The organism is Lentzea sp. NPDC060358, from assembly GCF_042725365.1.
In the GTDB taxonomy this organism is placed as follows: domain Bacteria; phylum Actinomycetota; class Actinomycetes; order Mycobacteriales; family Pseudonocardiaceae; genus Lentzea.
Genome location: NZ_JBHXCW010000068.1, coordinates 1 through 24597 on the forward strand (window position 1 = coordinate 1; position 24597 = coordinate 24597).

Annotated in this window: 29 protein-coding genes; 17 read left to right on the forward strand and 12 right to left on the reverse strand. The window is 70.7% G+C overall.

Going from position 1 to position 24597, the window contains the following annotated elements; all coding sequences use genetic code 11:
* Positions 1 to 77: 77 nt before the first annotated feature.
* Positions 78 to 557 carry a GNAT family N-acetyltransferase gene (locus tag ACFWGZ_RS16875; protein ID WP_382452428.1) on the reverse strand — a complete coding sequence of 160 codons (480 nt, stop codon included), beginning with the start codon at positions 555 to 557 and terminating at the stop codon, positions 78 to 80.
* Between the two features lie 170 nt (positions 558 to 727).
* Between ACFWGZ_RS16875 and ACFWGZ_RS16880 the strand changes: the two genes are divergently transcribed.
* The 6 genes from ACFWGZ_RS16880 to ACFWGZ_RS16905 all read left to right on the forward strand — a co-directional run bounded on the left by ACFWGZ_RS16880 (position 728) and on the right by ACFWGZ_RS16905 (position 5587).
* Positions 728 to 1285 (forward strand): YdeI family protein, encoded by a 558-nt coding sequence (locus tag ACFWGZ_RS16880; RefSeq protein ID WP_382452429.1) that lies wholly within the window; start codon positions 728 to 730, stop codon positions 1283 to 1285.
* A 5-nt stretch (positions 1286 to 1290) separates the two neighbouring features.
* Positions 1291 to 1944: a hypothetical protein gene (locus ACFWGZ_RS16885; RefSeq protein WP_382452430.1), complete on the forward strand. Its 654-nt coding sequence runs from the start codon at positions 1291 to 1293 to the stop codon at positions 1942 to 1944.
* A 35-nt stretch (positions 1945 to 1979) separates the two neighbouring features.
* On the forward strand, positions 1980 to 4088 hold the full coding sequence (gene ligA / locus ACFWGZ_RS16890; protein WP_382452431.1) for an NAD-dependent DNA ligase LigA: 2109 nt from the start codon (positions 1980 to 1982) through the stop codon (positions 4086 to 4088).
* Positions 4081 to 4581: a GNAT family N-acetyltransferase gene (locus ACFWGZ_RS16895; RefSeq protein ID WP_382452432.1), complete on the forward strand. Its 501-nt coding sequence runs from the start codon at positions 4081 to 4083 to the stop codon at positions 4579 to 4581. Before ligA ends, ACFWGZ_RS16895 begins: the two co-directional genes overlap by 8 nt.
* A gap of 275 nt (positions 4582 to 4856) precedes the next feature.
* The gene (locus tag ACFWGZ_RS16900; protein WP_382452433.1) at positions 4857 to 4979 is read left to right on the forward strand and encodes a transposase family protein; all 123 of its coding nucleotides are present in this window, start codon (positions 4857 to 4859) and stop codon (positions 4977 to 4979) included.
* Positions 4980 to 5074: 95 nt separating this feature from the next.
* Entirely contained in the window at positions 5075 to 5587 is a 513-nt protein-coding gene (locus ACFWGZ_RS16905) for a hypothetical protein (protein WP_382452434.1), read from the forward strand.
* Positions 5588 to 5650: 63 nt separating this feature from the next.
* Here ACFWGZ_RS16905 and ACFWGZ_RS16910 read toward each other — a convergent pair whose 3' ends face one another.
* Both ACFWGZ_RS16910 and ACFWGZ_RS16915 read right to left on the reverse strand, forming a co-directional pair.
* On the reverse strand, positions 5651 to 6076 hold the full coding sequence (locus ACFWGZ_RS16910; RefSeq protein ID WP_382452435.1) for an SWIM zinc finger domain-containing protein: 426 nt from the start codon (positions 6074 to 6076) through the stop codon (positions 5651 to 5653).
* Positions 6077 to 6190: 114 nt separating this feature from the next.
* On the reverse strand, positions 6191 to 6451 hold the full coding sequence (locus ACFWGZ_RS16915) for a hypothetical protein (RefSeq protein WP_382452436.1): 261 nt from the start codon (positions 6449 to 6451) through the stop codon (positions 6191 to 6193).
* Between the two features lie 106 nt (positions 6452 to 6557).
* On the opposite strand from ACFWGZ_RS16915, the gene ACFWGZ_RS16920 reads away from it, so the two are divergent.
* Complete coding sequence (locus tag ACFWGZ_RS16920) at positions 6558 to 7241, forward strand: 3-keto-5-aminohexanoate cleavage protein (protein WP_382452437.1); 684 nt, start codon at positions 6558 to 6560, stop codon at positions 7239 to 7241.
* Here the strand turns inward: ACFWGZ_RS16920 and ACFWGZ_RS16925 are convergent.
* The gene (locus tag ACFWGZ_RS16925) at positions 7238 to 7891 is read right to left on the reverse strand and encodes an ACT domain-containing protein (RefSeq protein ID WP_382452461.1); all 654 of its coding nucleotides are present in this window, start codon (positions 7889 to 7891) and stop codon (positions 7238 to 7240) included. The genes ACFWGZ_RS16920 and ACFWGZ_RS16925 overlap by 4 nt on opposite strands.
* Positions 7892 to 8121: 230 nt before the next feature.
* On the opposite strand from ACFWGZ_RS16925, the gene gatC reads away from it, so the two are divergent.
* The 6 genes from gatC to ACFWGZ_RS16955 all read left to right on the forward strand — a co-directional run bounded on the left by gatC (position 8122) and on the right by ACFWGZ_RS16955 (position 14656).
* A complete protein-coding gene (gene gatC / locus ACFWGZ_RS16930; RefSeq protein ID WP_189154510.1) occupies positions 8122 to 8421 on the forward strand; it encodes an Asp-tRNA(Asn)/Glu-tRNA(Gln) amidotransferase subunit GatC in 300 nt (99 codons plus the stop codon).
* Entirely contained in the window at positions 8418 to 9902 is a 1485-nt protein-coding gene (gatA, locus tag ACFWGZ_RS16935) for an Asp-tRNA(Asn)/Glu-tRNA(Gln) amidotransferase subunit GatA (protein ID WP_382452438.1), read from the forward strand. Before gatC ends, gatA begins: the two co-directional genes overlap by 4 nt.
* Positions 9899 to 10096, forward strand: coding sequence for a hypothetical protein (locus ACFWGZ_RS16940; protein ID WP_330854915.1), 198 nt, complete (start codon positions 9899 to 9901; stop codon positions 10094 to 10096). Before gatA ends, ACFWGZ_RS16940 begins: the two co-directional genes overlap by 4 nt.
* Complete coding sequence (gene gatB, locus ACFWGZ_RS16945; protein ID WP_382452439.1) at positions 10093 to 11595, forward strand: Asp-tRNA(Asn)/Glu-tRNA(Gln) amidotransferase subunit GatB; 1503 nt, start codon at positions 10093 to 10095, stop codon at positions 11593 to 11595. Before ACFWGZ_RS16940 ends, gatB begins: the two co-directional genes overlap by 4 nt.
* 184 nt (positions 11596 to 11779) lie before the next feature.
* Complete coding sequence (locus tag ACFWGZ_RS16950) at positions 11780 to 11995, forward strand: hypothetical protein (protein ID WP_382452440.1); 216 nt, start codon at positions 11780 to 11782, stop codon at positions 11993 to 11995.
* A 270-nt stretch (positions 11996 to 12265) separates the two neighbouring features.
* Positions 12266 to 14656: a CHAT domain-containing protein gene (locus tag ACFWGZ_RS16955; protein WP_382452441.1), complete on the forward strand. Its 2391-nt coding sequence runs from the start codon at positions 12266 to 12268 to the stop codon at positions 14654 to 14656.
* 492 nt (positions 14657 to 15148) lie between these two features.
* On the opposite strand, the gene ACFWGZ_RS16960 is transcribed toward ACFWGZ_RS16955, so the two are convergent.
* From ACFWGZ_RS16960 to ACFWGZ_RS16970, 3 genes are read right to left on the reverse strand one after another with little or no spacing between them, the layout of a single operon-like run.
* Positions 15149 to 15508, reverse strand: coding sequence for a VOC family protein (locus tag ACFWGZ_RS16960; RefSeq protein ID WP_382452442.1), 360 nt, complete (start codon positions 15506 to 15508; stop codon positions 15149 to 15151).
* Positions 15505 to 15873: an SgcJ/EcaC family oxidoreductase gene (locus ACFWGZ_RS16965; RefSeq protein ID WP_382452443.1), complete on the reverse strand. Its 369-nt coding sequence runs from the start codon at positions 15871 to 15873 to the stop codon at positions 15505 to 15507. Before ACFWGZ_RS16965 ends, ACFWGZ_RS16960 begins: the two co-directional genes overlap by 4 nt.
* Positions 15870 to 16319 (reverse strand): hypothetical protein, encoded by a 450-nt coding sequence (locus ACFWGZ_RS16970; RefSeq protein WP_382452444.1) that lies wholly within the window; start codon positions 16317 to 16319, stop codon positions 15870 to 15872. Before ACFWGZ_RS16970 ends, ACFWGZ_RS16965 begins: the two co-directional genes overlap by 4 nt.
* A gap of 221 nt (positions 16320 to 16540) precedes the next feature.
* Between ACFWGZ_RS16970 and ACFWGZ_RS16975 the strand changes: the two genes are divergently transcribed.
* Positions 16541 to 17488 carry a LysR family transcriptional regulator gene (locus ACFWGZ_RS16975; RefSeq protein WP_382452445.1) on the forward strand — a complete coding sequence of 316 codons (948 nt, stop codon included), beginning with the start codon at positions 16541 to 16543 and terminating at the stop codon, positions 17486 to 17488.
* On the opposite strand, the gene ACFWGZ_RS16980 is transcribed toward ACFWGZ_RS16975, so the two are convergent.
* Positions 17485 to 18645 (reverse strand): PQQ-dependent sugar dehydrogenase, encoded by a 1161-nt coding sequence (locus ACFWGZ_RS16980; RefSeq protein WP_382452446.1) that lies wholly within the window; start codon positions 18643 to 18645, stop codon positions 17485 to 17487. The genes ACFWGZ_RS16975 and ACFWGZ_RS16980 overlap by 4 nt on opposite strands.
* 10 nt (positions 18646 to 18655) lie before the next feature.
* On the reverse strand, positions 18656 to 19558 hold the full coding sequence (locus tag ACFWGZ_RS16985) for an alpha/beta fold hydrolase (RefSeq protein ID WP_382452447.1): 903 nt from the start codon (positions 19556 to 19558) through the stop codon (positions 18656 to 18658).
* A 28-nt stretch (positions 19559 to 19586) separates the two neighbouring features.
* On the opposite strand from ACFWGZ_RS16985, the gene ACFWGZ_RS16990 reads away from it, so the two are divergent.
* From ACFWGZ_RS16990 to ACFWGZ_RS17000, 3 genes are all read left to right on the forward strand, one after another.
* Positions 19587 to 20501, forward strand: a complete 915-nt coding sequence (locus tag ACFWGZ_RS16990) for a 2-hydroxyacid dehydrogenase (RefSeq protein ID WP_382452448.1) — start codon at positions 19587 to 19589, stop codon at positions 20499 to 20501.
* A 70-nt stretch (positions 20502 to 20571) separates the two neighbouring features.
* Entirely contained in the window at positions 20572 to 21303 is a 732-nt protein-coding gene (locus tag ACFWGZ_RS16995; RefSeq protein WP_382452449.1) for a DoxX family protein, read from the forward strand.
* Positions 21304 to 21314: 11 nt separating this feature from the next.
* The gene (locus ACFWGZ_RS17000; RefSeq protein WP_382452450.1) at positions 21315 to 21557 is read left to right on the forward strand and encodes a hypothetical protein; all 243 of its coding nucleotides are present in this window, start codon (positions 21315 to 21317) and stop codon (positions 21555 to 21557) included.
* On the opposite strand, the gene ilvD is transcribed toward ACFWGZ_RS17000, so the two are convergent.
* The 3 genes from ilvD to ACFWGZ_RS17015 form a co-directional block, all read right to left on the reverse strand.
* Entirely contained in the window at positions 21554 to 23398 is a 1845-nt protein-coding gene (gene ilvD / locus ACFWGZ_RS17005; protein WP_382452451.1) for a dihydroxy-acid dehydratase, read from the reverse strand. The two genes, ACFWGZ_RS17000 and ilvD, sit on opposite strands and share 4 nt — an antisense overlap.
* A gap of 78 nt (positions 23399 to 23476) precedes the next feature.
* Positions 23477 to 23902, reverse strand: a complete 426-nt coding sequence (locus ACFWGZ_RS17010; RefSeq protein WP_382452452.1) for a vitamin K epoxide reductase family protein — start codon at positions 23900 to 23902, stop codon at positions 23477 to 23479.
* Entirely contained in the window at positions 23899 to 24387 is a 489-nt protein-coding gene (locus ACFWGZ_RS17015; protein ID WP_382452453.1) for a PH domain-containing protein, read from the reverse strand. Before ACFWGZ_RS17015 ends, ACFWGZ_RS17010 begins: the two co-directional genes overlap by 4 nt.
* Positions 24388 to 24597: the final 210 nt, after the last annotated feature.

Below are 24597 nucleotides of genomic sequence, written 5' to 3' on the forward strand. Positions count from 1 at the left end.
GGGCTCTTTTTTTTTTATAAGCCCCACATGTTGCGGGGGGGCCGCCGCGTGCCCACCCGGGTCCCGCCCCGGACCGCTCAGAGCCGGGTGAACGGTTCGGCGTACCGGAAGGGCCCCGCCGGGACGTCCGCGAACAGCCGGGCCTGGAAGTGGTGCGCCCAGGCGTCGTCCGGCGGCGTGATCCCGAACTCCTCCGCGAGCCGGAACCCGAACCGGGCGTAGTACCTCGGGTCGCCCAGGAGGATCACCGCACGCTCGCCCCGTGCCTCCGCCGCACCGAGAACGGCGTGCATCAGCGCCTTGCCGATGCCCCTGCGCTGGTGGTCCGGGTGCACGCTGATCGGTCCCAGACCCAACGCCGGCACGTCGCCGACGTATCCCCGCGTGCACACGACGTGGCCGAGAACCCCCTCGGCGACAAGGGAAAGCTCCGGAATCCACCCTTCGTCGGCGCGCAGCCAGTCGATCAACGGGGCCTCGGGGCCGTTCTTGAACGCCAGGTTGGTGACGTCGCGGATGGCATCGATGTCTGCGGGTGTCTCCCGCCGGATCAGCATGACGCGCACTGTGGCCAAATCCGCCGCCGCGCGCCACCCGGTTTCCGAAGCCGTGATCCGCGCGTGGTCGTGAGGCGGACCGTGGTGGTGTGCGTACTTGCCGAACTCGACACCGACGCCGAGTTCGGTGTTCCCTGTGACGAGATGACGCTACGCCTGAGGAGGGTGCGTTGATCGTCTTCGAGGGGCCCGCGGAGTTCGACGCGTGGCTGCACGAGAACGGCGCGAACGAGACCGAGCTGTGGCTCAAGTACGCCAAGAAGGGTTCGGGGCTCAAGACCATCACCTACGACGAGGCGCTCGACGTCGCCTTGTGCCACGGGTGGATCGACGGACTCGTGCGGTCCGTGGACGAGACCTACTACTCGCAGCGCTGGACGCCCCGAACGCCGCGGAGCAAGTGGTCCCAGCGCAACTGCGGCAAGGTCGAGAAGCTGATCGCGGACGGCAAGATGCTGCCCGCCGGTCTCGCGGAGATCGAGAAGGCCAAGGCCGACGGCCGGTGGGACGCCGCCTACGCGGGACCGGCGACCATCGAGGTGCCCGACGACCTCGTCGAGGCGCTGAACGCGAACCCGAAGGCCGCCGAGTTCTTCAAGACGTTGAACAGCCAGAACCGGTACGCGGTGCTGTTGCGCATCCACGACGCGAAGAGGCCCGAGACGCGGAAGAAGCGCATCGCGCAGTTCGTCGAAATGTTGGCCGAGGGGCGCAAGCTCTACGCTTGAGAATCATGAAGTGGTTCCGCCGCCGCAAAGCCGACGAAGTCGTCCCCGCCCACCTGCCCAACGCGGGCGAGGCCGCGCAGCGGTTCTGGGAGCGGTGGTTCGAGCTGGTGCCGGTGGTGAGCGCGGCGCTCGGCGACGGCGAGCCGCACCGCGTCGAGGACGAGCTGACCGAGCTGGTCGCGGGACTGCACCCGGACCTGGTGTTCTCCCTCGAACAGGGCCACATGGCGATGTACGCGCTGGTGGTCACCGGTCAGGAGGACCCGCGGCTGCGGCCGTACACGGACGCGTGGATCGCGGCGGCGCCACCGGCCGACATGGTGTGGGAGTTCCACGACTCGGTGCCGCCGGTGCCGGACCCGACCGAGGTGGTCGTGAACCTCGGCGAGGTCAGGATGCGGCTCGGCGACTACCGGGTGGTGGCGCAGGTGGACGGCGACGTGGTGGACGTCGCGGTCTACCACCCCGCGCTGGCGGAGCTGAGCGACCAGCAGCGGCAGACGATGACGTTCCTGCCCCTCGACGTCACTCTCGGCGAGCGGCTCGCGGGGGAGCGGCTGCGGCGCGTGGAGACCGCGCAGCTCGAACCGGAGGGCACGATCAGCCTCCTCGAGCTCCGGTCGCTCGTCCGCGAGCTCGCGGGGCGATCGCCGGGCTGAGGAAAGTGTCGGACCTGGTCACTAAGCTGTGGGACGTGACCAGCGAGAGCCTTGAAGACGTCCCCGCCGAGGTGCGCGAGCGGCATGCCGTGCTCGCGGAGGAGGTGCGTTCGCACCAGTTCCGCTACTACGTGCTGGACGACCCGATCGTCACCGATGGTGAGTTCGACGCGCTGCTCAAGTCGCTGGAGGCGCTGGAGGCCGAGCACCCCGGTCTCGCCACGCCCGAGTCGCCGACGCAGCTCGTCGGCGGCACGTTCTCGACCGAGTTCAAGGCGGTCGACCACCTGGAGCGCATGCTCAGCCTGGACAACGTCTTCGCCCAGGACGAGCTGACCGGCTGGTTCGAGCGCGTGCGGAAGGAGATCGGCTCCGGCACGCACTTCCTGTGCGAGCTGAAGATCGACGGCCTCGCGATCAACCTGCTGTACGAGAAGGGCAAGCTCACCCGCGCCCTCACCCGCGGCGACGGCCGCACGGGCGAGGACGTGACGCTGAACGTCCGCACGATCGGCGACGTGCCGCCGGTGCTGGCGGGCTCCGCCGAGTTCCCGGTGCCCGACCTGGTCGAGGTGCGCGGCGAGGTCTTCTTCGCGGTGGAGGACTTCCTGGCGCTCAACGCGTCGCTGGTAGAGCAGGGCAAGCCGCCGTTCGCCAACCCGCGCAACACGGCCGCGGGCTCGTTGCGGCAGAAGGACCCGAAGGTCACCGCCTCGCGCAAGCTGCGGATGATCTGCCACGGCATCGGCAGGACCGAGGGCTTCGAGGTGGCGCGGCAGTCGCTCGCGTACGAGGCGCTCAAGGCCTGGGGCCTGCCGGTGTCGGAGCACACCGAGGTGCTCACCGACCCGGCCGACGTGCGCGCCAAGGTCGAGTACTGGGGCGAGCACCGGCACGACGCCGTGCACGAGATCGACGGCCTGGTGATCAAGGTCGACGAGGTGTCGCTGCAACGGCGCCTGGGCACGACGTCGCGCGCCCCGCGGTGGGCGATCGCGTACAAGTACCCGCCGGAGGAGGCCACCACCACGTTGCTGGACATCCAGGTCCAGGTGGGGCGCACGGGCCGGGTCACGCCGTTCGCCGTGATGGAGCCGGTGAAGGTCGCGGGCTCGACGGTCGCGCGCGCCACGCTGCACAACTCCTCGGAGGTGAAGCGCAAGGGCGTGCTGATCGGCGACCGCATCGTCATCCGCAAGGCGGGCGACGTGATCCCCGAGGTGCTCGGCCCGGTGCTCGCCGCGCGGCCGGACGACGCGCGCGAGTTCGTCATGCCGGCGCGCTGCCCCGAGTGCAACGCCGTGCTGCGGCCGATGAAGGAGGGCGACGTCGACATCCGCTGCCCCAACGCCCGGACGTGCCCCGGTCAGCTGCGCGAACGCCTGGCGTACCTCGCCTCCCGCGCCGCGCTCGACATCGAGGTGCTCGGCTACGAGGCGGCGGCCGCGATCACCGAGTCCACGGTGTACGTGAACGAGGCCGACCTGTTCGACCTCGACGCCGAGGCGCTGCTGCAGGTCGAGCGGTTCAAGACGATGAAGGGCGAGCTGTCCGCGAACGCGCTGAAGCTGCTCGACAACCTGGAGGCGGCCAAGTCGCGTCCGCTGTGGAGGGTGCTGGTCGCGCTGTCGATCCGGCACGTCGGCCCTACCGCCGCCCGCGCACTGGCGCTGGAGTTCGGTTCGATGGACGCGATCGTCTCCGCCGACGAGGAGGTCCTGGCCGGTGCCGAGGGCGTCGGCCCGACGATCGCCGCGGCCGTCGTCGAGTGGCGCGAAACCGAGTGGCGCCAAGGCGTCGTGCGGCGCTGGCGCGAGGCGGGAGTGCGGATGGAGGACGAGCGCGACGCGTCGATCGTCCGCAACCTCGAGGGCCTGTCCATCGTGGTCACCGGCTCGCTGACGGAGTACTCGCGCGACTCGGCCAAGGAGTCGATCCTCGCCCGCGGCGGCAAGGCGGCCGGGTCGGTCTCGAAGAAAACGGCTTTCGTCGTCGTGGGCGACTCGCCAGGATCCAAGTACGACAAGGCCCTCTCCCTCAAGGTCCCCGTCCTCGACGAGGCGGGCTTCCGCGTCCTGCTCGAGCAGGGCCCGGACGCGGCGAGGGAAGTGGCCGTCATCGGGGAAGAGAGCGCAGATGGCTGACCTGATCATCCGCCCGGCCGGCGAGGCCGACCTGGCCGCCGTCGGCGCGATCACGCTGGAGGCCTACAGCGCCGACGGCTACGTGACCGCGCACGACGACTACGCGAAGACCCTCGCCGACGCCGCGTCCCGCTTCCGCGACGCCGAAGTCCTGGTGGCCGTGGACGAGACGGGCACGATCCTGGGCTCCGTGACGGTCGTGCGCCCCGGCACGCCCTACGCCGAGATCTCGCGGGAGGGCGAGCTGGAGTTCCGCATGCTCTCGGTGTCCGCGGTGGCGAGGGGCAGGGGCGTCGGCGAGTCGCTGGTGCGCGCGGTCGTCGACCAGGCCAGGGCCACGGGCGTCGCCAGGGTGGTGCTGTCCTCGTCGGAGAAGATGCTGGCGGCACACCGGCTCTACGAGCGCCTGGGCTTCACCCGCCTGCCCGAGCGCGACTGGTCGCCGCTGCCCGGCACACCCCTGATGGCCTTCGCGTACAGCCTGCCGCTCTAGAGCGTGTCCTGCGGATCTTTCTCATGATCGTGTGCAGAGGACGGTGTGTGGTCTGACGCGGTGAGCTGACGGACAAGGGCTGGGCGGTGATCGCGCCGTTGCTGCCCGCGCAGAGCGGGCAGCGCGGACTGGATCGATGCCCGCACCGCGTTACGACGGCGACGAATCAAGGCCACCATCCCAGAGCGTGTCGACCAGATAGCCCGCCGCAAGACCAAGGGCTCAGCCGGTGGCAGGCCACCGGCCTCGCCCCCGACACCGACAAGCTGCGCAACGTGGTCGAGCGCTGCTTCAACCGCCTCAAGCGGTTCCGCAGCCTGGCCACCAGGTTCGCGAAACGCGCCGCCCACCACCGCGCCGAGATCATCCTCGCCTGCGTCGTCCTCCACCTCAGGTGAAGATCCACAGGACCGGCTCTGGGACCTGCGTCCAGGCAACCCCCGTCCGCGCCGCGCGTCTGACCGGACGAGTCCGCGCGGATGGGGGTTCGCGAATGAGATCAGCCGTGGTGGCACTGGTGCCGGCGGTGCTGCTGGGCGCCTCGGCCGCACCGGGAGCACTGGCCGAGCCGGACCGCGGCGCGATCGCGGGCCTCGCGCAGCGCTACCTGGAGAACCGGGCGCGCAAGGTCACGACGGGCCCGCAGACGCCGGGCTTCGGCGTGCCGGTCACCCCGGCCCTGGCCGCGGAGCTGGCCGTCCACGAGGCGGAGCTGGCCGCCGCCAGGAGTTCGGCCCGCACGCGCTACCGGACCGCCGTGGTCTCGACCCGTCTCGACCGGGTCGACGTCGACCAGGACGGCAGGACGGCCGTGGCCCACGTCCAGGAACTCGCCGAGCTGCACTTCGAAGCCGCCGGCGCCGTTCCGTTCACCGGCTACGCCCTGCCGCACCTGCTGACGTTCGTGAAGTGCGCCGACGGGGACTGGGTGCTGGCCGAGGTGGCGTTGCGGCGGTACGAGCACTGCGCGCTGCTGCCGGAGACCCAGCAGCCGACCGAGTGCTGAGGCGGCGGACCATCTGGTTCGCGGCGGTCGGCCCACCCGAGACCTTCGGCCCGCGCGACGGGTCTACTTCTTCTGCTCCGCCTGCACCAGGCGCGCCCGCAGCTTGAGGTCCCCGGCCGCCTGCTCGTACAGCAGGTCCCGCAGCACCTCCGCGGGCAAGGCTCTCAGCACGTCCTTGAGCTCGACGTCCTCCGCGTCGGGCGGCGGCACCGTCTCACCCCGGTCCAGCAGCACCAGCCCGACGGCCACGCAGTGCTTGCAGAAGAACCCCTCCGACCCGTGCGGGCAGGTGCAGGCCCCCACCAGGTGCGTGCCCGACCAGGACAGCTCCACCGCGTACGCGGCGTCCTCACCACCCCGCACCCGTGCGGCCACGTGACGGCTGTGCACCCGCAGGGACAGCACGGCGTCGCGATAGGTCAGGCCGCGCCAGTACGACTTGGTGCCCGCGCGGTGCAGCAGCAGTTCGGTGGTGAGGTCCGTCGACACGGGGGTCATCCAACCGGGTGACCACACCAAGGAACAACATGATCGTGATCGGCCTGCTCAGCCACCGAGCGGCGCCCGGACGGCATGCCGGAGCACGCCGTCCGGGCCGGTGCGCTACCGCGCGGTCGTCTCCAGGTCGAGCAGCGTCACGGCCGCCCGGAAGTACTTGTTGGTGCCCAGGTCCCGCACGGTCTTGATGTTGAACGCGGCCTTCAGCTTCTCCGCGTCGCCCGCGCTCACGCCCTGCAGCGCGTCCACGGGGGCGTCCAGGATCTCGGTGAGCGGGAGGTTCTCGTAAGCCTTGTCGAGGAGCATGTCGAGGTTCACGGTGACGGCCATGATCTTCATACCTCCGGGAGGGAGCGGGACGATCACGGCAGATTCTCGGGCCGTTCGCCCGATCCCGCAGAAGATGCGAGAGCACGCGGAATGTCGGTCGCCGGGACCGCTCGCACGCGGATTGTGTGGGACCGTGTGAGACGTGCTGCAAGCCTGTCTGAACGGCTCCCGCACGGCGCGGGAGCACCCCGCGCTGCCGCTGACCCCCGAACGCCTCGCGGAGGACGCGGCCGACGTCGCCGCGCTCGGCGTGACCTCGGTGCACCTGCACCCGCGGGACGTCATCGGCGCCGAGACGCTGGCCGGGCCGGAGATCGCCACCACGATCGCCACGGTCAGGGCCGCCGTGCCGGGCATCGAGATCAGCGTCTCGACCGACGTCCCCGGCAACCGGGTCCCGCTGATCGCGAGCTGGGGACCGCTCGCCGCGGGCCGGCCCGACATCGCGAGCGTCCACGTGCGCGACCCCGCGTGGCGTGAGCTCGCGCAGGCGCTGCACCGGGTCAACGTCCAGGTGGACCTCGTCCTCGAAGCCCCGGCGGACCTCGGCGATCTGCCGGACGGCGTCGCGCGGATCACCGTCGCGGCGACCACGGCCACCGCGGAACCCCTGCTGCGCGTCGCGGAACCGCTCGGCCTGCCGGTGCTGCTGCACGGCAGGGACGCCGAGGCCTGGCCCGTCCTCACCCGCGCCGCGCGGCTCGAGCACCACGTGCGCGCGGGCCTCGAGGACACGCTCCTCAAGCCGGACGGGACCAGGGCCAGGAACAACGCCGAGCTCGTCGCGTGCGCCCGCCGCAACCAGCGGGCGAAGGCGCCGCGCTAGTCCGGCAGCACGACCGCGACGATGCCCGCCAGGTGCGCCAGGCGGGCCACCTCGGCCGCGCGGAACATCGGGCCGCCGGGACGGCCCACGACGAGCACCCGGTCCGGCTTGCCCAGCGGCGTCGCGGCCAGTTCGGTGCCCAGCTCGCGCCACGTCTCCGGCACCCACTCGTCCTCGCCGTCGAGCACGGTGGCGCGCTCCAGCGGGAACCACGGCACGTCGGCCATGCGGGTCTCGGGAGCCGCGGAGGACGCGGTCAGGCGGCTGATGCCGGTGCCGTTCGGGCCGACGACGATCGCCCAGCCCGCACGGATGATCTTCGGGACGCCCTCGGTGAAGATGCCGAGGCCCTTCTTGGGCTCCTCGGCGATCTCCTCGACGAGCTCCAGCTCGCGATGGGTGTCGAGGATGCCCGCGTACGGGCGCACCGCGTCGACCTCGACGCCCTCGACCGACTCGGCGGCGGTGATCAGCGTGTCGGGCAGGCGGCCCGACGGGAGCTCGACGACCAGGTCGTCGATGGCGAGGCCGGAACCGCGTTCCACCACGTCCACGCTGAGTATGTCCGCCCCGATCTCGCCCAGGGCCGAAGCGACCGCGCCGAGGGTGCCGGGACGGTCCGGGAGCTGGACCCGGATCAGGAACGACAAGGTGAACGCCTCCATAGCTCGTGCGAGAGACCCCGCGTCTCGCGCCGTTGCCGGTCGGTGATTCTCGCAGACGCATCGTCGGCGCATGACCTGCTGTCCGCGTTGCGGAACGGTTAAGTTGACGTGCCAGTCAACCTCGATGGCGGCAACCCGTTCGAAGGCGCGCCTGACCAGCCCATAGACTCACGGGGTTCCCGATTCGAATCCCGACCCTACGGGGGTTGACAGGAGTGCCCAGCATCTCCCGCGACGAGGTCGCGCACCTGGCGAAGCTCGCCAGGCTGGCCGTGTCCGAGGACGAGCTCGACTTGTTCGCCGGCCAGCTCGACGTGATCCTCCAGTCGGTGGCGTCCGTGGGCGACATCGCCACGGCCGACATCCCGCCGACGTCGCACGCCGTTCCGCTGACCAACGTCTTCCGCGAGGACGTGGTCCGTCCGAGCCTCGGTCAGCAGCAGGCGCTCTCCGGCGCTCCTGAGGCCGAGGACGGCCGGTTCCGCGTGCCCCGCATCCTGGGTGAGGAAGCATGACCAACGACCTGGTCCACGCCACCGCGGCCGAGCTCGCCGCGAAGATCCACAGCGGTGAGGTCACCTCCGTCGAGGTCACGCAGGCCCACCTGGACCGCATCGCCGAGACCGACGGGAAGGTCCACGCCTTCCTGCACGTCGACACCGAGGGAGCGCTCGCGCAGGCCCGCAGGGTCGACGAGGCCGTCAAGGCCGGCGAGCAGGTCTCGCCGCTCGCCGGAGTGCCCCTGGCGCTCAAGGACGTCATGACGACGGAGGGCGTGCCCACGACCGTCGGTTCCAAGATGCTCGAGGGCTGGTTGCCGCCCTACGACGCGACGGTGACGCGCAAGCTCAAGGAAGCCGGCGTCGTCATCCTCGGCAAGACGAACATGGACGAGTTCGCCATGGGTTCGTCGACCGAGAACTCGGCCTACGGCCCCACGCACAACCCGTGGGACCTCGACCGCATCCCCGGTGGCTCCGGCGGTGGCTCGTCGGCGTCGCTCGCCGCGTTCCAGGCCCCGCTCGCGATCGGCACCGACACCGGTGGCTCGATCCGCCAGCCCGGCGCCGTCACCGGCACCGTCGGCGTGAAGCCGACCTACGGCGGTGTGTCGCGCTACGGCCTCGTCGCGTTCTCCAGCTCCCTGGACCAGGCCGGTCCGTGCGCGCGCACGGTGCTCGACGCCGCGTTGCTGCACGAGGTCATCGCGGGCTACGACGAGATGGACTCCACGTCCATCAACGCACCCGTGCCGCCGGTCGCCGCCGCCGCCCGCGAGGGCCTGAGCGGTGACCTGTCGGGCCTGCGCATCGGTGTCGTCACGCAGTTCAGCGGTGAGGGCTACCAGCAGGGCGTGCTGCGCAGCTTCGAGGCCGCCGTGTCGCAGCTCAAGGAGCTCGGCGCGGAGATCGCGGACGTGTCGTGCCCGAGCTTCGACTACGCGCTCCCGGCGTACTACCTCATCGCGCCGAGCGAGTGCTCGTCGAACCTCGCCCGGTTCGACGCCATGCGCTACGGCCTGCGCGTCGGCGACGACGGCTCGCGCAGCACCGAGGAGGTCATGTCGCTGACCCGCGAGGCCGGCTTCGGCCCCGAGGTCAAGCGCCGCATCATGATCGGCACGTACGCGCTGTCGTCCGGCTACTACGACGCCTACTACGGCTCGGCGCAGAAGGTCCGCACGCTGATCACGCAGGACTTCGCGAAGGCGTTCGAGAAGTTCGACGTGCTCATCTCCCCGACCACGCCCACCACGGCGTTCAAGATCGGCGAGCGCGCGGACGACCCGATGGCCATGTACAAGGCCGACCTCTGCACCATCCCCGCGAACCTCGCGGGCACGCCCGCCATGAGCGTGCCGAGCGGTCTGTCCGATGAGGACGGTCTGCCGGTCGGCCTGCAGATCATGGCGCCGGCGCTGCAGGACCACCGCATGTACCGGGTCGCCGCGGCGTACGAGGCGGCGCGTGGAGCGTTTGGAGGCCCGTCGCTGTGAACATCAAGAGGGCAAGGGGATTCCTCGGCCTGGCCGGCGCCGTCGCGGGTGCCGTGGGAGCGTTCTCCGGCTTCCGCAACGCCCGTGCGAAGAACGACAAGCTGATGCTGGCGAACGCGATCGCGAGCATCGCGGTGGCGGTCACCGGTGCTGCGCTGGCCGCGCGCGCTCTGCGGAAGGACGACTTGGCATGACCGCTCTGGTGGAGCTGATGGACTACGACGAGGTCGTCACGAAGTACGACCCCGTCCTGGGCCTCGAGGTGCACGTCGAGCTGCACACCAACACGAAGATGTTCTGCGGCTGCGCCAACGTCTTCGGCGGCGAGCCGAACACGAACACCTGCCCGACGTGCCTGGGCCTGCCGGGCGCGCTGCCGGTGGTGAACGCCAAGGCGATCGAGTCCGCGATCCGCATCGGCCTCGCGCTGAACTGCGAGATCGCCGAGTGGTGCCGGTTCGCGCGGAAGAACTACTTCTACCCGGACATGCCGAAGAACTTCCAGACGTCGCAGTACGACGAGCCGATCGCCTTCAACGGCTGGCTCGACGTGACGCTGGACGACGGCGAGGTCATCCGCGTGGAGATCGAGCGCGCGCACATGGAGGAGGACACCGGCAAGTCGCTGCACGTCGGCGGCGCCACCGGTCGCATCCACGGTGCCGAGCACTCGCTGCTCGACTACAACCGCGCCGGCGTGCCGCTGATCGAGATCGTCACGAAGATGATCCCGGGCACGAAGGAGCGCGCTCCCGAGGTCGCCCGCGCGTACGTCACGGCGCTGCGCGACCTGCTCAAGGCGCTCGACGTGTCCGACGTCCGCATGGACCAGGGCTCGCTGCGCTGCGACGCGAACGTGTCCCTGTCGCCGAAGACCACCGGCGCCCTGGGCACCCGCACCGAGACGAAGAACGTCAACTCGCTGCGCAGCGTCGAACGCGCCGTGCGCTTCGAGATGACGCGCCAGGCCGCGGTGCTGGAGTCGGGCGGCGAGGTGACCCAGGAGACCCGTCACTTCGACGAGTCGTCGGGCAGCACGTCGCCGGGCCGCAAGAAGGAGACGGCGGAGGACTACCGCTACTTCCCGGAGCCCGACCTGGTCCCGATCGCGCCGTCGCGCGAGTGGGTCGAGGAGCTCCGCGGCACCCTGCCGGAACTGCCCTGGGAGCGCCGCGCGCGCATCCAGAAGGACTGGAACCTCACCGACGAGGTCCTCCGCGACCTGGTCAACGCGGGCGCCCTCGACCTGATCGAGGCCACCGTCGTGGCCGGCGCCAAGCCGGACGAGGCCCGCTCCTGGTGGGTGTCCTACCTCGCGCAGCAGGCCAACACCCGCGGCGTGGAGCTGTCCGGCCTGGCCATCACGCCGGCGCAGGTCGCCCGCGTGATCGAGCTGGTCAACACGGGCGCGCTGACCAACAAGCTGGCCCGCGAGGCCGTCAACGGCGTCCTGGAGGGCGAGGGCTCCCCGGACGAGGTCGTCGAGAAGCGCGGCCTGAAGGTCGTGTCGGACGACTCGGCGCTCGAGAAGGCCGTCGACGAGGCCCTCGCGGCCCAGCCGGACGTCGCGCAGAAGATCCGCGACGGCAAGGTCCAGGCGGCCGGTGCGATCGTCGGCGCGGTCATGAAGGCGACCAAGGGCCAGGCCGACGCGGCCCGCGTGCGCGAGATCGTGCTCGCACGCTGCTCGTAGATACACAATCGACGGATAAATCACAAAGGGTCACCTGTTTGTGCAGGTGACCCTTTGTGATCTTAGGCCGACCGAGTGGCTGTTAGCTAAATGAGACGTATACCCGTAGCCGTGTGTGCCACTCTCACTGGGCAATCCATCTGGGGGGATGGGTAGTGGTAGTCCAAACGAGGGGGGAATCCTCATGACCGTGCAACGCGAAGGTTTTCTGGGCGACATCCTGGACAAGGTCAAGGACCTGATCACGGACGACGAGCCCAGGAACCCGAAGACCCCGCCGAAGGAAGACCCGCCGCTGACGCCGCAGTGCTGTGGCGGCACGCCGATCCCGCCGCTCGTGGGCAACGGCGAGGGGCCGACCTTCCTGCACGAGAAGACCTGCAAGAACTACAAGCCCTGATCACGGTGCGTGTGCTGTCCGCTGGCCGAGCGTGTGCCTGGTTGGCGGACAGCGTCACACGGGTGTATGTGGTGTGATGATCACATGCCTGCCCGTGCTCTGATCGGAGCGCGCGAGCTGTACCAGAGGGGCCTTGCCGAGCAAGCGAGGTTTCGCTTCCCGGCAGCCATCCGGCTGCTCAAGCGGGGCCTGGTGCGCACCGCCCGCGCTGACGACGCTCCAGAACGGACTGAGATCCGCGTCCGGACGCTCGGAGTGCTGGGTACCTGCTTGGCGGAGACCAACGGCCGGGACAGCGCGATCGAGGTCTTCGAGACGGCGCGCCGCGAGATCGCGACGCTGCAAGACCCGGATCTGTGCGCCGAGCTGAGCGCGGCCATCGACCTGAGCCAGGGCCTGGTCGTCATGCGCACCGGCGAGCCCGAACGCGCGATCGTCTGGTTCAACCGGTACGTCTCCTTCGTCGAACACGGCGTGGAGAAGGTCGACGGCGGTGACAAGTTCCCGCTGAGGCTCGTCTTCGGGCTGATCAACCGTGCCTATGCCAGTGGCGCGGTGCGCAGGCGCGAGCCGGCTGTCGCCGATCTCGAACGAGCGATCGCGGTCGCCCAGAAGTACGACCTGAGGCAGAGCTACCCGTACGCGATCCACGCTCTCGGCAACGTCCACAAGCAGTGCGGTGACCTCGCCGAGGCGATGCGCCGGTACGAGGAGGCGGAACGGATCTTCCGCGCGGACGGGCAAGCCGCGCCCCTGGCCAGGATGCAGATGGACCAGGCGGAAACCATGCTCATGATCGGACTGTCCGATGAGGCCGGCAAGCACCTCGACGAGGCGCTCCCGGTCATGCGCAGGGAGAAGTTCGGCCAGGAGATCGCCGAGGTCGAGATGTTCCGGGCCTCCGCGGCGTTGCTCGACGGGGAGCTCGACCTGGCGCGGCGCATGGCGCGGGCGTCGCAGCGCAAGCTCGAGAAGCGGGGCAGCACCTGGTGGATGATGGCCGCTCTCATCGAACTCTGGGCGCACGGCCGGCGTGCTCTGCAGAGCAACCGCGTGCCGCAGTCCCTGGTGCAGAAGGCGTTGACCCTGTCCGATGAGCTGGCCGCCAACCGGCTGGTCGACGAGTCGCGGTTCGCCCGGCTGCTCGCGGTGCGGCTGGAGCTGCGCAGGGGGAGGCTGGACGTCGCCCAGGAACTGCTGCGCCGCCTGCCGGGACCGCGCGCCGTCACGCCGATCGACCACCGCATGCAACGCCGCCTCGTCCTCTCGGAACTGGCCGTGGCGCGCGGGAACCGGCGGGCGGCCCTGCTGCACGCCCGGCTCGGGCTCGAGGAGCTCGGCCACGTGCGGGACCAGCTCGGCGGACTCGAACTGGTCTCGGCGACGGCGGTGCACGGCCGAGAGCTCGGTGAGCTCGCCACCCGCCTCGTGCTGGAGGGGACCGATGCGCGGCGGCTGTTCACGTGGCTTGAACGCACGAGGGCGCAGGCGTACCGGTACGAGCCGCTGGAGCACGTCGACGGCGCCGAGGTGGCCGCGCGCATCACCGAGGTCAGGGGCCTCAGCCGGGAACTGATGCGCGCCGGTCTCGACGGCAGGCCGACCGGCGACCTGCGCGACCGGCTCGCCAAGGCGCAGCGGGAGGCCAACCGCCTCGGGTGGAGCTCTCAGCGGTGGGGCAAGCCGAGGCCCGTCGCCGTGGTCGACGAGGTGATCGCGGAACTCGGCCCGCGCGCGCTGGTCAGCTTCGCCACCTCGGGCGGCGCCGTGGTCGCCGTCGTGATCGCGGGCGGCCGGGTGCGGATGGTCCGGCTCGGCCGGGCGCACGAAGCCCTGGAGAGCGCGCAGAAGCTGCACTTCGACCTCAACGCGCTGGCGCCCGACCACCTGCCGGCGGCGTTGGCGGAGGTCATCAGCGCGTCGGCCCGCAAGCAGGCGGACCGGCTGGACGAGCTGCTGATCAAGCCGCTCAGCCGCACGATCGGCGAACGCGACCTCGTCATGGTGCCCACCGGCGCCCTGTACGCGGTGCCCTGGGGCGTCCTGCCGAGCCTGCACGGCCGCGCGGTCACGACCGCTCCCTCCGCCACGGCCTGGCTCGCGGCCGCCCAGGCCGGCAAGCCGACGACCGAGAAGGTGGTGCTGGTGAGGGGGCCGGCACTCCTGCACGCGGAGGGCGAGGTCGACCGGCTGACGCTCCACCACGACAACGCGAAGGTCCTCTCCGGTGAGGACGCGACCGTCGGGGAGGTGCTCGCGCACCTGGACGGTGCCGACCTCGTCCACGTCGCAGCCCACGGCGAGCACGAGACCGAGAACGCCCTGTTCTCCCGGCTGGAACTGGCCGACGGGCCGCTCTTCGCCCACGAACTGGGCAGACTGCGCAAGCCGCCAGCGCACGTCGTGCTCGCGGCGTGCGAGCTGGCGCTCAACCGGATCCGGCCCGGCGACGAGGCCCTCGGGTTCGCGGGGGCCATGCTCGCGGGTGGCACCAGGACGGTGGTCGCCGCGGCCAGCAAGGTCGGCGACGAGGCGAGTGCCGCCGCGATGGCCGACTACCACCGGGCGCTGGTCGCGGGCGCGGCTCCGGCGGTGGCGCTGGCCGAGGCGATGGCGAAGGACCCGTTCCGGCGGCCGTTCCTGTGCCTGGGGTCGGGCTAGACCGTTCGAGTGGTCTTGGTGACCTGTGCGCGAGGAAGCGCGCGTGGTTGGTGAACTTTTCTCGCCGCAGAACGAGATCTTGTGCCAGGCTCGGTGCTGACCGAGGGGATGCAACGGCCCGCTTATCGGCTCCAGTCGATGCGCGGGCCGTTGTGCGAGAAAAGTCTGCATGCGCAGATCCGCCCGAGAGTCCGGCGCAGACCAGGGTGCAGGAACGGTTCACGAACCTCGGTGCCGGCGTGACGGTCGACCAGCGCTGCGGCGGCACGGTGATCGCCGCGGGCCACTGGCGCGCGCGGGGCAGTGCACCGGCGGCCAGGACGCTGCCGCGGGACCCAGGTCGCGCGGGCGATCTTCTGGGCGAACACGCGGTCGGCGGGGACAAAGCGGGGGCGGGAAGGCCCCGACAGCCTTTCCCGCCCCCGCTCGCAATACCCCGCTCAAGGGTTCCCCACGACCGCGTCAGGAAACACGTGGATGTGTTTCCGCAGTTCAGGCGCCCGGTGGCAGGAACCCGTGCGCCGACAGGTCGAACCAGTTGCCCTCCGGGTCGATGGCCCGGTACTCGGCGAACGGCCGGTCGCCGCCGCGCAGCGCCGGCCGCGGTTCCAGCGACTCCAGGTAGGGCGCCACGTCGTCCACCTGGAACCCGAAGTGGTTGAAGCCCGCCGGCACGTCCCCGTCGAGCCGCTGCTGGATCAGCGCGAGGTTGAGGTAGCCGTCGGTCACGAAGTGGCTGCCGTCGGGATCGGTGTGGAACAACGACATCCCGAACCGGGAGGTGTAGAAGTCGGCCATCTGCTTCGCGTCCCGCACGACGAACGCGATGTGCCGCAACCGGGGCCTGGTCATGACTGTCCCTTCGGGATCATGTTGTGGAACGCGGCGATCTCCCACCCGTCCGCGCGCCGCACGACGACGGCCTGCGCGTGGGTGGTGATGCCCGCCGGGGCGATGGACGAGGTGACGTGCACGACCGAGACGTCGTCGGTCAGCGGCCTGATCAGGCTGATCTCGGCGGTGAGCACCGTGTCCCGGTACGGGCCCGTGAAGAGCTTCGAGTGCCCGAGGGCGACGGCCCGGCGGCCGAACAGCTCCTCGCCGCGCACCGTCACGAAGTCCACGTCCTCGGTGAACACCGCCGCGAACGCGTGGCCGTCGCCCGCGGCCCAGCCCTGTTCCATGCGGTGCCACAGCGAGTAGATCTGCTCGGTCATGAGTGGTTCGTCCTCAACGGCAGGCGCAGGCAGTCGGCGTCCCACGCGGCGAGCGAGTAGTAGAGGCCGCCGTGGCGGCGTTCGAGGTAGCAGACGACGTTCACGGGCCAGCCGCTGTTGCGGAACATGTGCTCGTCCATCGGCGTCGGGCTGTCGCTCAACGGCCGGTCGCGCTCGGACTCCGGCCCGAGCCGGTGCCAGTCCGGGTGCAGGTGGATCGAGCCGAGGACGTCCAGGTCGCGGGCGTCCGCGGCCCGCGTGATGGCCAGCAGGTCGGCCGGGTCGAGCCACCACGCGCGCACCGGGTTCTCGTAGGCCGTGCCGAACCGCGGCACGATCGTCGAGGTGAACTCGGCGCGCGCCGACGGGTCCGTCAGACGCGCGTTGCGGCCGAACGCCACCTCCTGCACGACCGCCTCCGCGCCCGCGGACCGGCCGAGCAGCACCGCGAAACACGGTCTCGGCTCGTCCTCGGTGATGAAGGAGTATTCGGCGGACGCGGCCTCCAGAAACGTTTTCGCAGCGCGGTCCGAAAACAGCACCGCATCGGTGCGCGCCGGACGCTCGGCTAATTCCATCACGTCGGCGACCGTAGCGAGACCGATGTGCTCGCAGCGACATTGCGGAGGGTATTGGGGTTATTGCATTCGGCTATAACATCGGCCGCATGCGTCTAGAGGTGAGGCATCTCGAACTGGTCGTGGCGATCGCCGACTGCGGAAGTCTGCGCAAGGCGGCGGCCCGGCTGCACCTCACCCAGCCGGCGGTGACGACGCAGCTCAAGCGCATCGAGCAGCACCTGGGTGGCGCGTTGTTCGTGCGGTCGAGAGAGGGCGTGCGGCTCACCGCGAACGGCACGGATTTCGTGCAGGAAGCGCGGTCGGTGCTCACCCGGCTGGTCACCCTGGAACGCGTAACGCGCCGTAACGCGCACAGTTCCGGCGCTCCCACCAGGCTCGCCGGAATCCCCGCCTATCATTTCGGACTACTCGTGAGCGCGCTGAAGGGCGATGCGACGAGTCGCACGGTGAAGGAAACCGGCACGCTCACCGCGTTGCTCACCGCGGGAGAAATCGACCTGGCGGTGATGCGCCGATTTCCCGGCACCGGCCTGACGCTCCCACCGAACGTCGGACATCGGCTGCTCACCCGCGAGCCGCTGTTCGTCGCGGTGCCGGACAGCCACCCGTACGCGCGGGAGCCCGAGATCCCGCTCGCCGCTCTCGCCGGGGACAGCTGGGTCATGCCGGAACCGGACGACAGCGGCATGAACGCCCACTTCGCCCGCGAGTGCACGGCGGCCGGGTTCGAGCAGCGGATCGCCCACCGCAGCGGCGAGGCGCACGTCGCGCTCACGCTGATCAGGTCCTGCGGCGCGGTGTGCCCGCTCTACCCGGTCGGCGGCACCCCGGCGGGCGTCGCCCGGCTGCCGGTCACCGGTAACCCGCTGGTCCGCGAGGTCGTGCTGGCCTGGCGGCTCGACGCGCCGATCGCCGGCGAGATCGACGAGCTGTGCGCGCGGGTGGCCGCCGGGTACCGGGAGCTGGTGCGGGAGAGCGAGGTCTACGAACGGTGGTGGCGGGCGGGAGGGGAAGCGTTTGCGACCCGCTCCTAGTCCTTCGTGCCGCCGCCGTTGTTCGGGCGCACGAGGATCACGACGCGGTCGTCCGACGAGATGGGCTGGCCGCCGGACTTGTTGACCGTGCCGGCCAGCGACGCCGAATCGTTCAGCATCTCCACCGGGCCCAGCCGGCCGAAGCCGTCCTCGGCCATCGTGATCTCGGGCTTGCCGGTGAACGCGCCGGTGGCGTTCATCGACAGCGTCTGCAGGCCCGGCGTCTTCGCGGTGGCCACGGCCAGCGCGTCGGTGTAGGAGGCGCAGCCCATGACGCCCGGCTTGTCCGGCCAGTTCCACGCGACCTCGCCGAGCTTGCCCGGCACGACGCGGTAGACGACGTCGGCGTTCGCGGTCCAGTCGGTCACCCAGATCTTCTGGGCGTCCGCGGAGACGCACAGGCCGCCGGGCAGCGTGAGGCCGGACGACATGACCGCGGAGCCCGCCGTCGGGTTGCCCTGCGCGGGCTTGCCGGATCCGTCGATCCGCAGCACCTTGCCGGCCAGCGAGTTCGGGTCGGCCGCCAGCGCGGGGTTGCCGGCGTCGCCGGTCGCGACCAGCAGCGCGCCCTTGCGGTCGCTCGCCAGCACGCCCCGGTTGCCGGTCGGGCCCTTCGGGATGCCGGTGAGGATCGGCTTGGGCGTGTCGCCCGGCGCGATCCGCAGCACGCGGTTGTCCGTCGCGGTCGTCACGTAGACGTACGCGAGCTGGTCCTCCGCGAACGTGGCCGACAGCGCGAGACCGCTCAGGCCGCCGTCGGCCGACGTGTCGGTCTCGATCTGCGCGACCACGACCGGGTCGACGTCCTTGGTGACCTTGAGCACGCGCCCGCCGCGTTCGGTGGCGTAGGCGGCGACCCCGCCCTGGGCGTCCGCGCCGATCGGGGCGACACCGGTGACGGTGTTCAGGCAGGTGGCGATGACCGCCGGGTTGAAGTCCTTGCAGCCCTGCGGCGGCGGCACGCTCTGCGGCGTCTGCCCGCGGCCCTGCTCGCCCGGCGCCTGCCGGTACTCGCCGGGCAGCTCGGGCTTGGGCCCCGCCTGCGGGGTCAGCTGTGGTTGCGCGCTCCAGCTCGTCGGGGCCGGCTCGTCGGGAAAGCTCGCACAGCCCCCTGCCAGCAGGCAGGCGGCGGTCAGCAACGTGATGGAACGAACCACGACGCCCAGGCTAGGTGCGCGACCGTGAATCCGGGGTGAACGCCTCGGACGTGGCGAAGTCGACCGAGCGCACCCGGCCGAGCAGCAGGTCGAGCTCCGCCGCCACGACCTCGGGAGCCTCCAGCGGCAGGTAGTGGCTGCACGGCAGCACCCGCAGCCGGGCCTGGGGCAGCGCCGCGACCGGGCCGGACATGCTCTCCGTCGTCGCCAGCACGTCGTCGCGGCCCGCCAGCAGTGTGACGGGACACACGATCGAGCCGAGGTCCTGGCGCGGCGTCCCGCCCAGCGCGAGCGCCAGCGTGAAGTACCAGCGCCAGTCGTGCTGCAGGAACCGGCCCACGGCGGTGGCCACGGCCTTCGGGTCGCTGCTCGGCTTGATCACGCCGCCGTGCCGCAGCAGGAACGTCGTCGCGTCGGTGACCGGCACGCGGTGCAGCACCTGGTCGAGCACGGGACCGGCCTGCTGCAGCAGCTTCGTGCCGGTCAGGCCGACGAACCGGCGCAGGCCCTTCGGCACCAGCGGCAGCATGGCGTCGAACGAGTCGCCCGGCGCGCCCGCGACGAGCAGCAGGCCCGCGACCCGGTCCGGGTGGCGCAACGCCAGCTCGGCCGCGATCGTGACGCCCATCGACCAGCCCATGACGACGCACCGCTCGACGCCCGCGTCGTCCAGCGCCGCGATCGCGTCCGACACGTGGTCGTCCAGCGTGATGTTGCGCTCGTCGACCGGCCGGTCCGAACCCATCGTGCCGCGCATGTACCAGCTGAGCAGGCCGCCGCGGCCGGTGAGCGACGGCCACGACTCGGGGCCGGAGCCCACGCCGGGGCACAGCAGCACCGGTGTGCCCTCACCCGGCACCTGCCACGTCCGGATCTTCGTGCCGTCCCACGCGATGACGTCGTGCTCCCGCATGCCCGTCATTCTGACGTACGTTGACCTCGTGACGCTCACCGTGCTCGTGCCAGATGACTTCGGAGTTCAGGCGCTGTCCCAGGTGGACGGTGTCCGCCCGGTCCGCTACACGGCCGGGGAGCCGTTGCCCGCGGACGGGCTCGACGCCGAGGTCCTGGTCCCGAGGTTCCTCGCCGGCACCGATCCGCGCGACGTGTTCGCCCAGCTGCCGAACCTGAAACTGGTGCAGCTGCTCAGCGCCGGCGCCGAGAACTTCGTCGGCCGCGTGCCGGACGGCGTGCTGCTGTCCACCTGCCGCGGCGCGCACGGCGGCAGCACGGCGGAGTGGGCCATCGGCGCGCTGATCGCGATCTACCGGGACTTCTTCGTCTTCGACCGCGCCCGCGCCGAAGGCCGCTGGGACTACCACCTGACGGACACCCTGCAGGACAAGGAGGTCCTGGTCGTCGGCGCCGGCGACCTCGGCGAGCAGCTGCGCCGCCGCCTCGAGCCGTTCGACGCCACCGCCACGCTGGTCGGCCGCACCGCCCGCGACGGCGTGCACGGCGTCGACGAGCTGCCGGAACTGCTGCCGCGGTTCGACGCCGTCGTGGTCTTCACGCCGATGACCGAGGAGACCCGGCACCTGGTCGACGCGAAGTTCCTGGCGGCGATGAAGGACGGCGCGATCCTGGTCAACGGCGCTCGCGGCCCGGTCGTCGACACCGGCGCGCTGCTCGCGGAACTGACCTCCGGCAGGCTGCGCGCCGCCCTCGACGTGACCGACCCCGAACCGCTGCCCGCGGACCATCCACTGTGGACGGCGCCGGGCCTCTTCCTCACCCCGCACGTGGCGGGCAGCTGCACGGGCCACACCAGGCGCGCCTACGCGGTGGTCGCGTCCGAGATCGCTCGGTACGTTGGAGGAGAACGACCGCGCAATCTGGTCCACGGGACTTATTAGTCCATCCGGGTGAAACTGGGCTGCCGTTCGGCTCTCGCGCGCCCGCATGCGGCCTCACTAGCGTGCGGGCGTGGCTACTCACGACAAAGGCTCGAGCACCTCGAGCGCCTTCTCCGACGACTCGTTCTACTCGAGCAGCGGAGGGGGAGTGCACCACTTCGACGACGGCACCGACAGAGTCGGCGGGAGCTCGACCCAGCCGTACGACTCGTCGACGAAGGCGTTCGACAACACGGGCTACACGCCGCTCGAGAAGTCCACTGAGGACTCGCTCCCGCGCGACGACCCGTTCGAGGACGACCGCAAGAAGTTCGGCTGGACGGCGGGTCCCGACCTCGGCCTGCTCGGCCTGCGCGCCGTGCTGGGCGGCATCTTCGTGCTGCACGGCCTGCAGAAGGTGTTCGGCCTCTTCGGCGGGCCCGGCATCGACGGCTTCGCGCAGTCGCTGGAGAAGATGGGCTACCGCGAGTCCGTCGTGCTCGCCTGGGTCACCGGCATCACCGAGCTCGCGGGCGGCGGCCTGCTGGTGCTCGGCCTCTTCACCCCGCTCGCCGCGGCCGGCCTGCTCGCCGTGATGGCCAACGTCATCGCGCTCAAGTACAAGGGCGGCTTCTTCGGCCCCAACGGCGTCGAGCTGGAGCTCGCCCTCGCCGGCATGGCGTTCGCGGCGCTGTTCGCGGGCCCCGGCCGCGCGGCCCTCGACTACAACCGCAGCTGGTTCCGCCACCCCGTGGCGGCCGGGTTCATCGCACTGCTGCTCGGCGCGGGCGGCGCGGCGGTGACGTTCTTCGTCTTCCGGTAGGAAGGTTCCTCGTGGGGAAGAACCTGACGGGCGCCGTCCTGCAGCTGGCGTTGCTCGTGATCGGGATTCCGGTCGTGTACCTCGTGGCGTTCCCGTTCGGGTTGACCGGGCGGTCGCTGCTGCCGCCGATCGGGTTGCTCGCGGGGCTGGTCGTCGCCGGTGTCGTGGTCAAGAGGACGAACCAGCCCGTCAGCGGACCGCTGACGGGCTGGCTGGTGTTCGGCGCCTGCTTGGCGCTCGCACTCGCTCTTTAACGGCTCGGGTCGCGCACCGCACCGGTCGACGCATCCGTCGCCATCCGCGCGTACGCCCGCAGCGCACCCGTGACGGGGCGGACGCGGTCCACCGGCTGCCACGGCCGTTCGGACGCCTCCATCTTGGCGCGGCGCTCGGCCAGCACCTCGTCGTCCACCAGCAGCTCGAGCCGGCGCTCGTGCACGTCGATCAGGATCCGGTCGCCGTTGCGGACCAGGCCGATCGTGCCGCCGCCCGCCGCCTCCGGCGAGATGTGGCCGATCGACAAGCCTGAGGACCCGCCGGAGAACCGGCCGTCGGTGATCAGCGCGCACTTCTTGCCCAGGCCGGAGCCCTTCAGGAACGCCGTGGGGTGCAGCATCTCCTGCATGCCGGGACCGCCGGAGGGGCCTTCGTAGCGCACGACCAGGACCTCGCCCGCCTGGATCTCCTTCTTGAGGATCACCGAGACGGCCTCCTCCTGGGACTCGACGACGCGCGCCGGGCCCTCGAAGTGCCACAGGTCCTCGTCGATGCCCGCGGCCTTGATGATCGCGCCGCGCTCGGCCAGGTTGCCGCGCAGCACGGCCAGGCCGCCGTCCTTGGTGTAGGCGTGCTCGACGTCGCGGATGCAGCCGCCGGCCGCGTCGGTGTCCAGCGACGACCACCGGTTCGACGTCGAGAACGCCTGGGTGGTGCGCACGCCGCCGGGTGCCGCGTGGAAGAGCTCCAGGGCCTGCTCGGACGGGTTCTCCGCCCGGATGTCCCACTTGCCGAGCCACTCCGCGAGGGTCGGCGTGTGCACCGACGTCACGTCCTCGTTCAGCATGCCGCCGCGGCGCAGTTCGCCCAGCAGCGCGGGGATTCCGCCCGCCCGGTGCACGTCCTCCATGTGGTAGTCGCTGTTCGGCGACACCTTGGACAGGCACGGCACGCGGCGCGACAGGTCGTCGATGTCCTGCAACGTGAAGTCGATCTCGCCCTCCTGCGCGGCGGCGAGGATGTGCAGCACGGTGTTCGTCGAGCCGCCCATGGCCATGTCGAGCGCCATCGCGTTCTCGAACGCCTTGCGGTTCGCGATCGACCGCGGCAGCGCCGACTCGTCGTCCTCGCCGTACCAGCGCTTGCACAGCTCCACGACGACGCGGCCGGCCTCGGAGAACAGCTCGCGGCGCGCGGCGTGGGTCGCGAGCGTCGAGCCGTTGCCCGGCAGCGACAGGCCCAGTGCCTCGGTGAGGCAGTTCATCGAGTTCGCGGTGAACATGCCGGAGCAGGACCCGCACGTCGGGCACGCGGAGCGCTCGACCTCGGACAGGCCGTCCTCGCTCACGGCCGGGGACGCCGACGCGGAGATCGCGGTGATCAGGTCCGTCGGCGCGACGGCGACGCCCTCGACGACGACGGCCTTGCCGGCCTCCATCGGCCCGCCGGACACGAACACGACGGGGATGTTGAGCCGCATCGCCGCGTTGAGCATGCCGGGGGTGATCTTGTCGCAGTTCGAGATGCAGACGATCGCGTCGGCCTGGTGCGCGTTGACCATGTACTCGACGGAGTCGGCGATGATCTCGCGGCTGGGCAGCGAGTAGAGCATCCCGCTGTGGCCCATGGCGATGCCGTCGTCGACCGCGATGGTGTGGAACTCGCGCGGCACGCCACCCGCCTCGCGCACGGCCTCCGCCACGATGTCGCCGAGGTCGCGCAGGTGCACGTGACCCGGCACGAACTGCGTGTAGGAGTTGGCGATCGCGATGATCGGCTTGCCGAAGTCGCCGTCGGTCATGCCGGTGGCGCGCCAGAGGGCGCGGGCACCCGCTGCGTTGCGGCCGTGCGTGGTGGTGCGAGAGCGGAGCTGAGGCACTGCTCCTCCAGGTTCAGTTCACGAAAAAGAGCGCGCGGGACGCGGGGGTGAGGCGTCCACCAGTCTGGGAGCGGTGCCTCAAAGGCTACTTGTGCGCAGGCTCGCGGTGACCAGCAGACAGGCGAGTGCGAGCGTGATGACGTGCACAGCGGTGCACCACAGGCAGATCTTGCCGATGATGAGGAACTCGGCCGCGACCAGGTAGACCACCATCAGCACGCCGGTGCCGGCGGCCCCGAGCCGCACCCACCTCAGGGCGTCGACCCGCCACGCGAACGGGAGGCAGATCACGGTCAGGAACGCGAAGAAGGCCAGCCCGAGGAACGCGACGGGCACACCGAACAGCTCCGACTGCTCGCTCGTCGTCACCGTCTCGCAGTCGACCACGGCGTCGGCCGAGCACAGCAGCGCGCCGGCGTTGAAGTGCGTGTAGGTCAGATAAGCCGAGATCAGCAGGCCCGCGACGGACAGCAGCAGGCTCAGCAGCGGAACTCGTCTGGTCACTTCTCCGACTGTACGGTCTCGTCCGCGGCCTTCGCGGGAACCTCGGCCACGTCCTCGGCGACCTCGGCGGCCGTGTCCTGCGCGGTCTCCTGCGCGGCCTCTTCCTGCTCGTCGGCCCTGATCGTCGGGTCGGGCACGCGGCCGCCGCTCACCAGCGACAGCGCCGGCAGGTGCATGAACCGCACCGCGGGCAGCGTCACCTCCGACGCGTCCTCCTTGACCGCCCGCAGCCAGCCCTTCTGGATCAGGCGGATGTACTTCACCTCGGACCACTTCAGCGTCGTGGTGCCGAACACGCCGCGCGCGACGATCTCCTCCTCGGTGACCGTGGTGCGGTTGCGCAGGACCCAGTAGGCGTAGCCGAGGGGCAGGACGTAGAGCACTTGCAGCCCCGGAGCGACCCACGCCACGGGGGTGACGCAGATGACGATCAAAGCCGCTGCGAGCAGGGCCGTTGCCGGGATGCGAAAGACCAGCTTCTTCACCCGGTCGATTGTTCCACGTCCACGATCCGGGATTTCCGTCCCGCAGAGTTGACGCACTCTTGCGCGAGGGGATAACGTCCGCCTCATGCAGCGCACGCTCGTTCTCGTACTTCTCAGGCGCGTCGACGCCTGAGCCGAACAGCCTGCGTCGACGCGCGACCCTCGCACGACCCAACTCCGGGTTGTCGAGGGTTTTTTCGTGTCCGGACC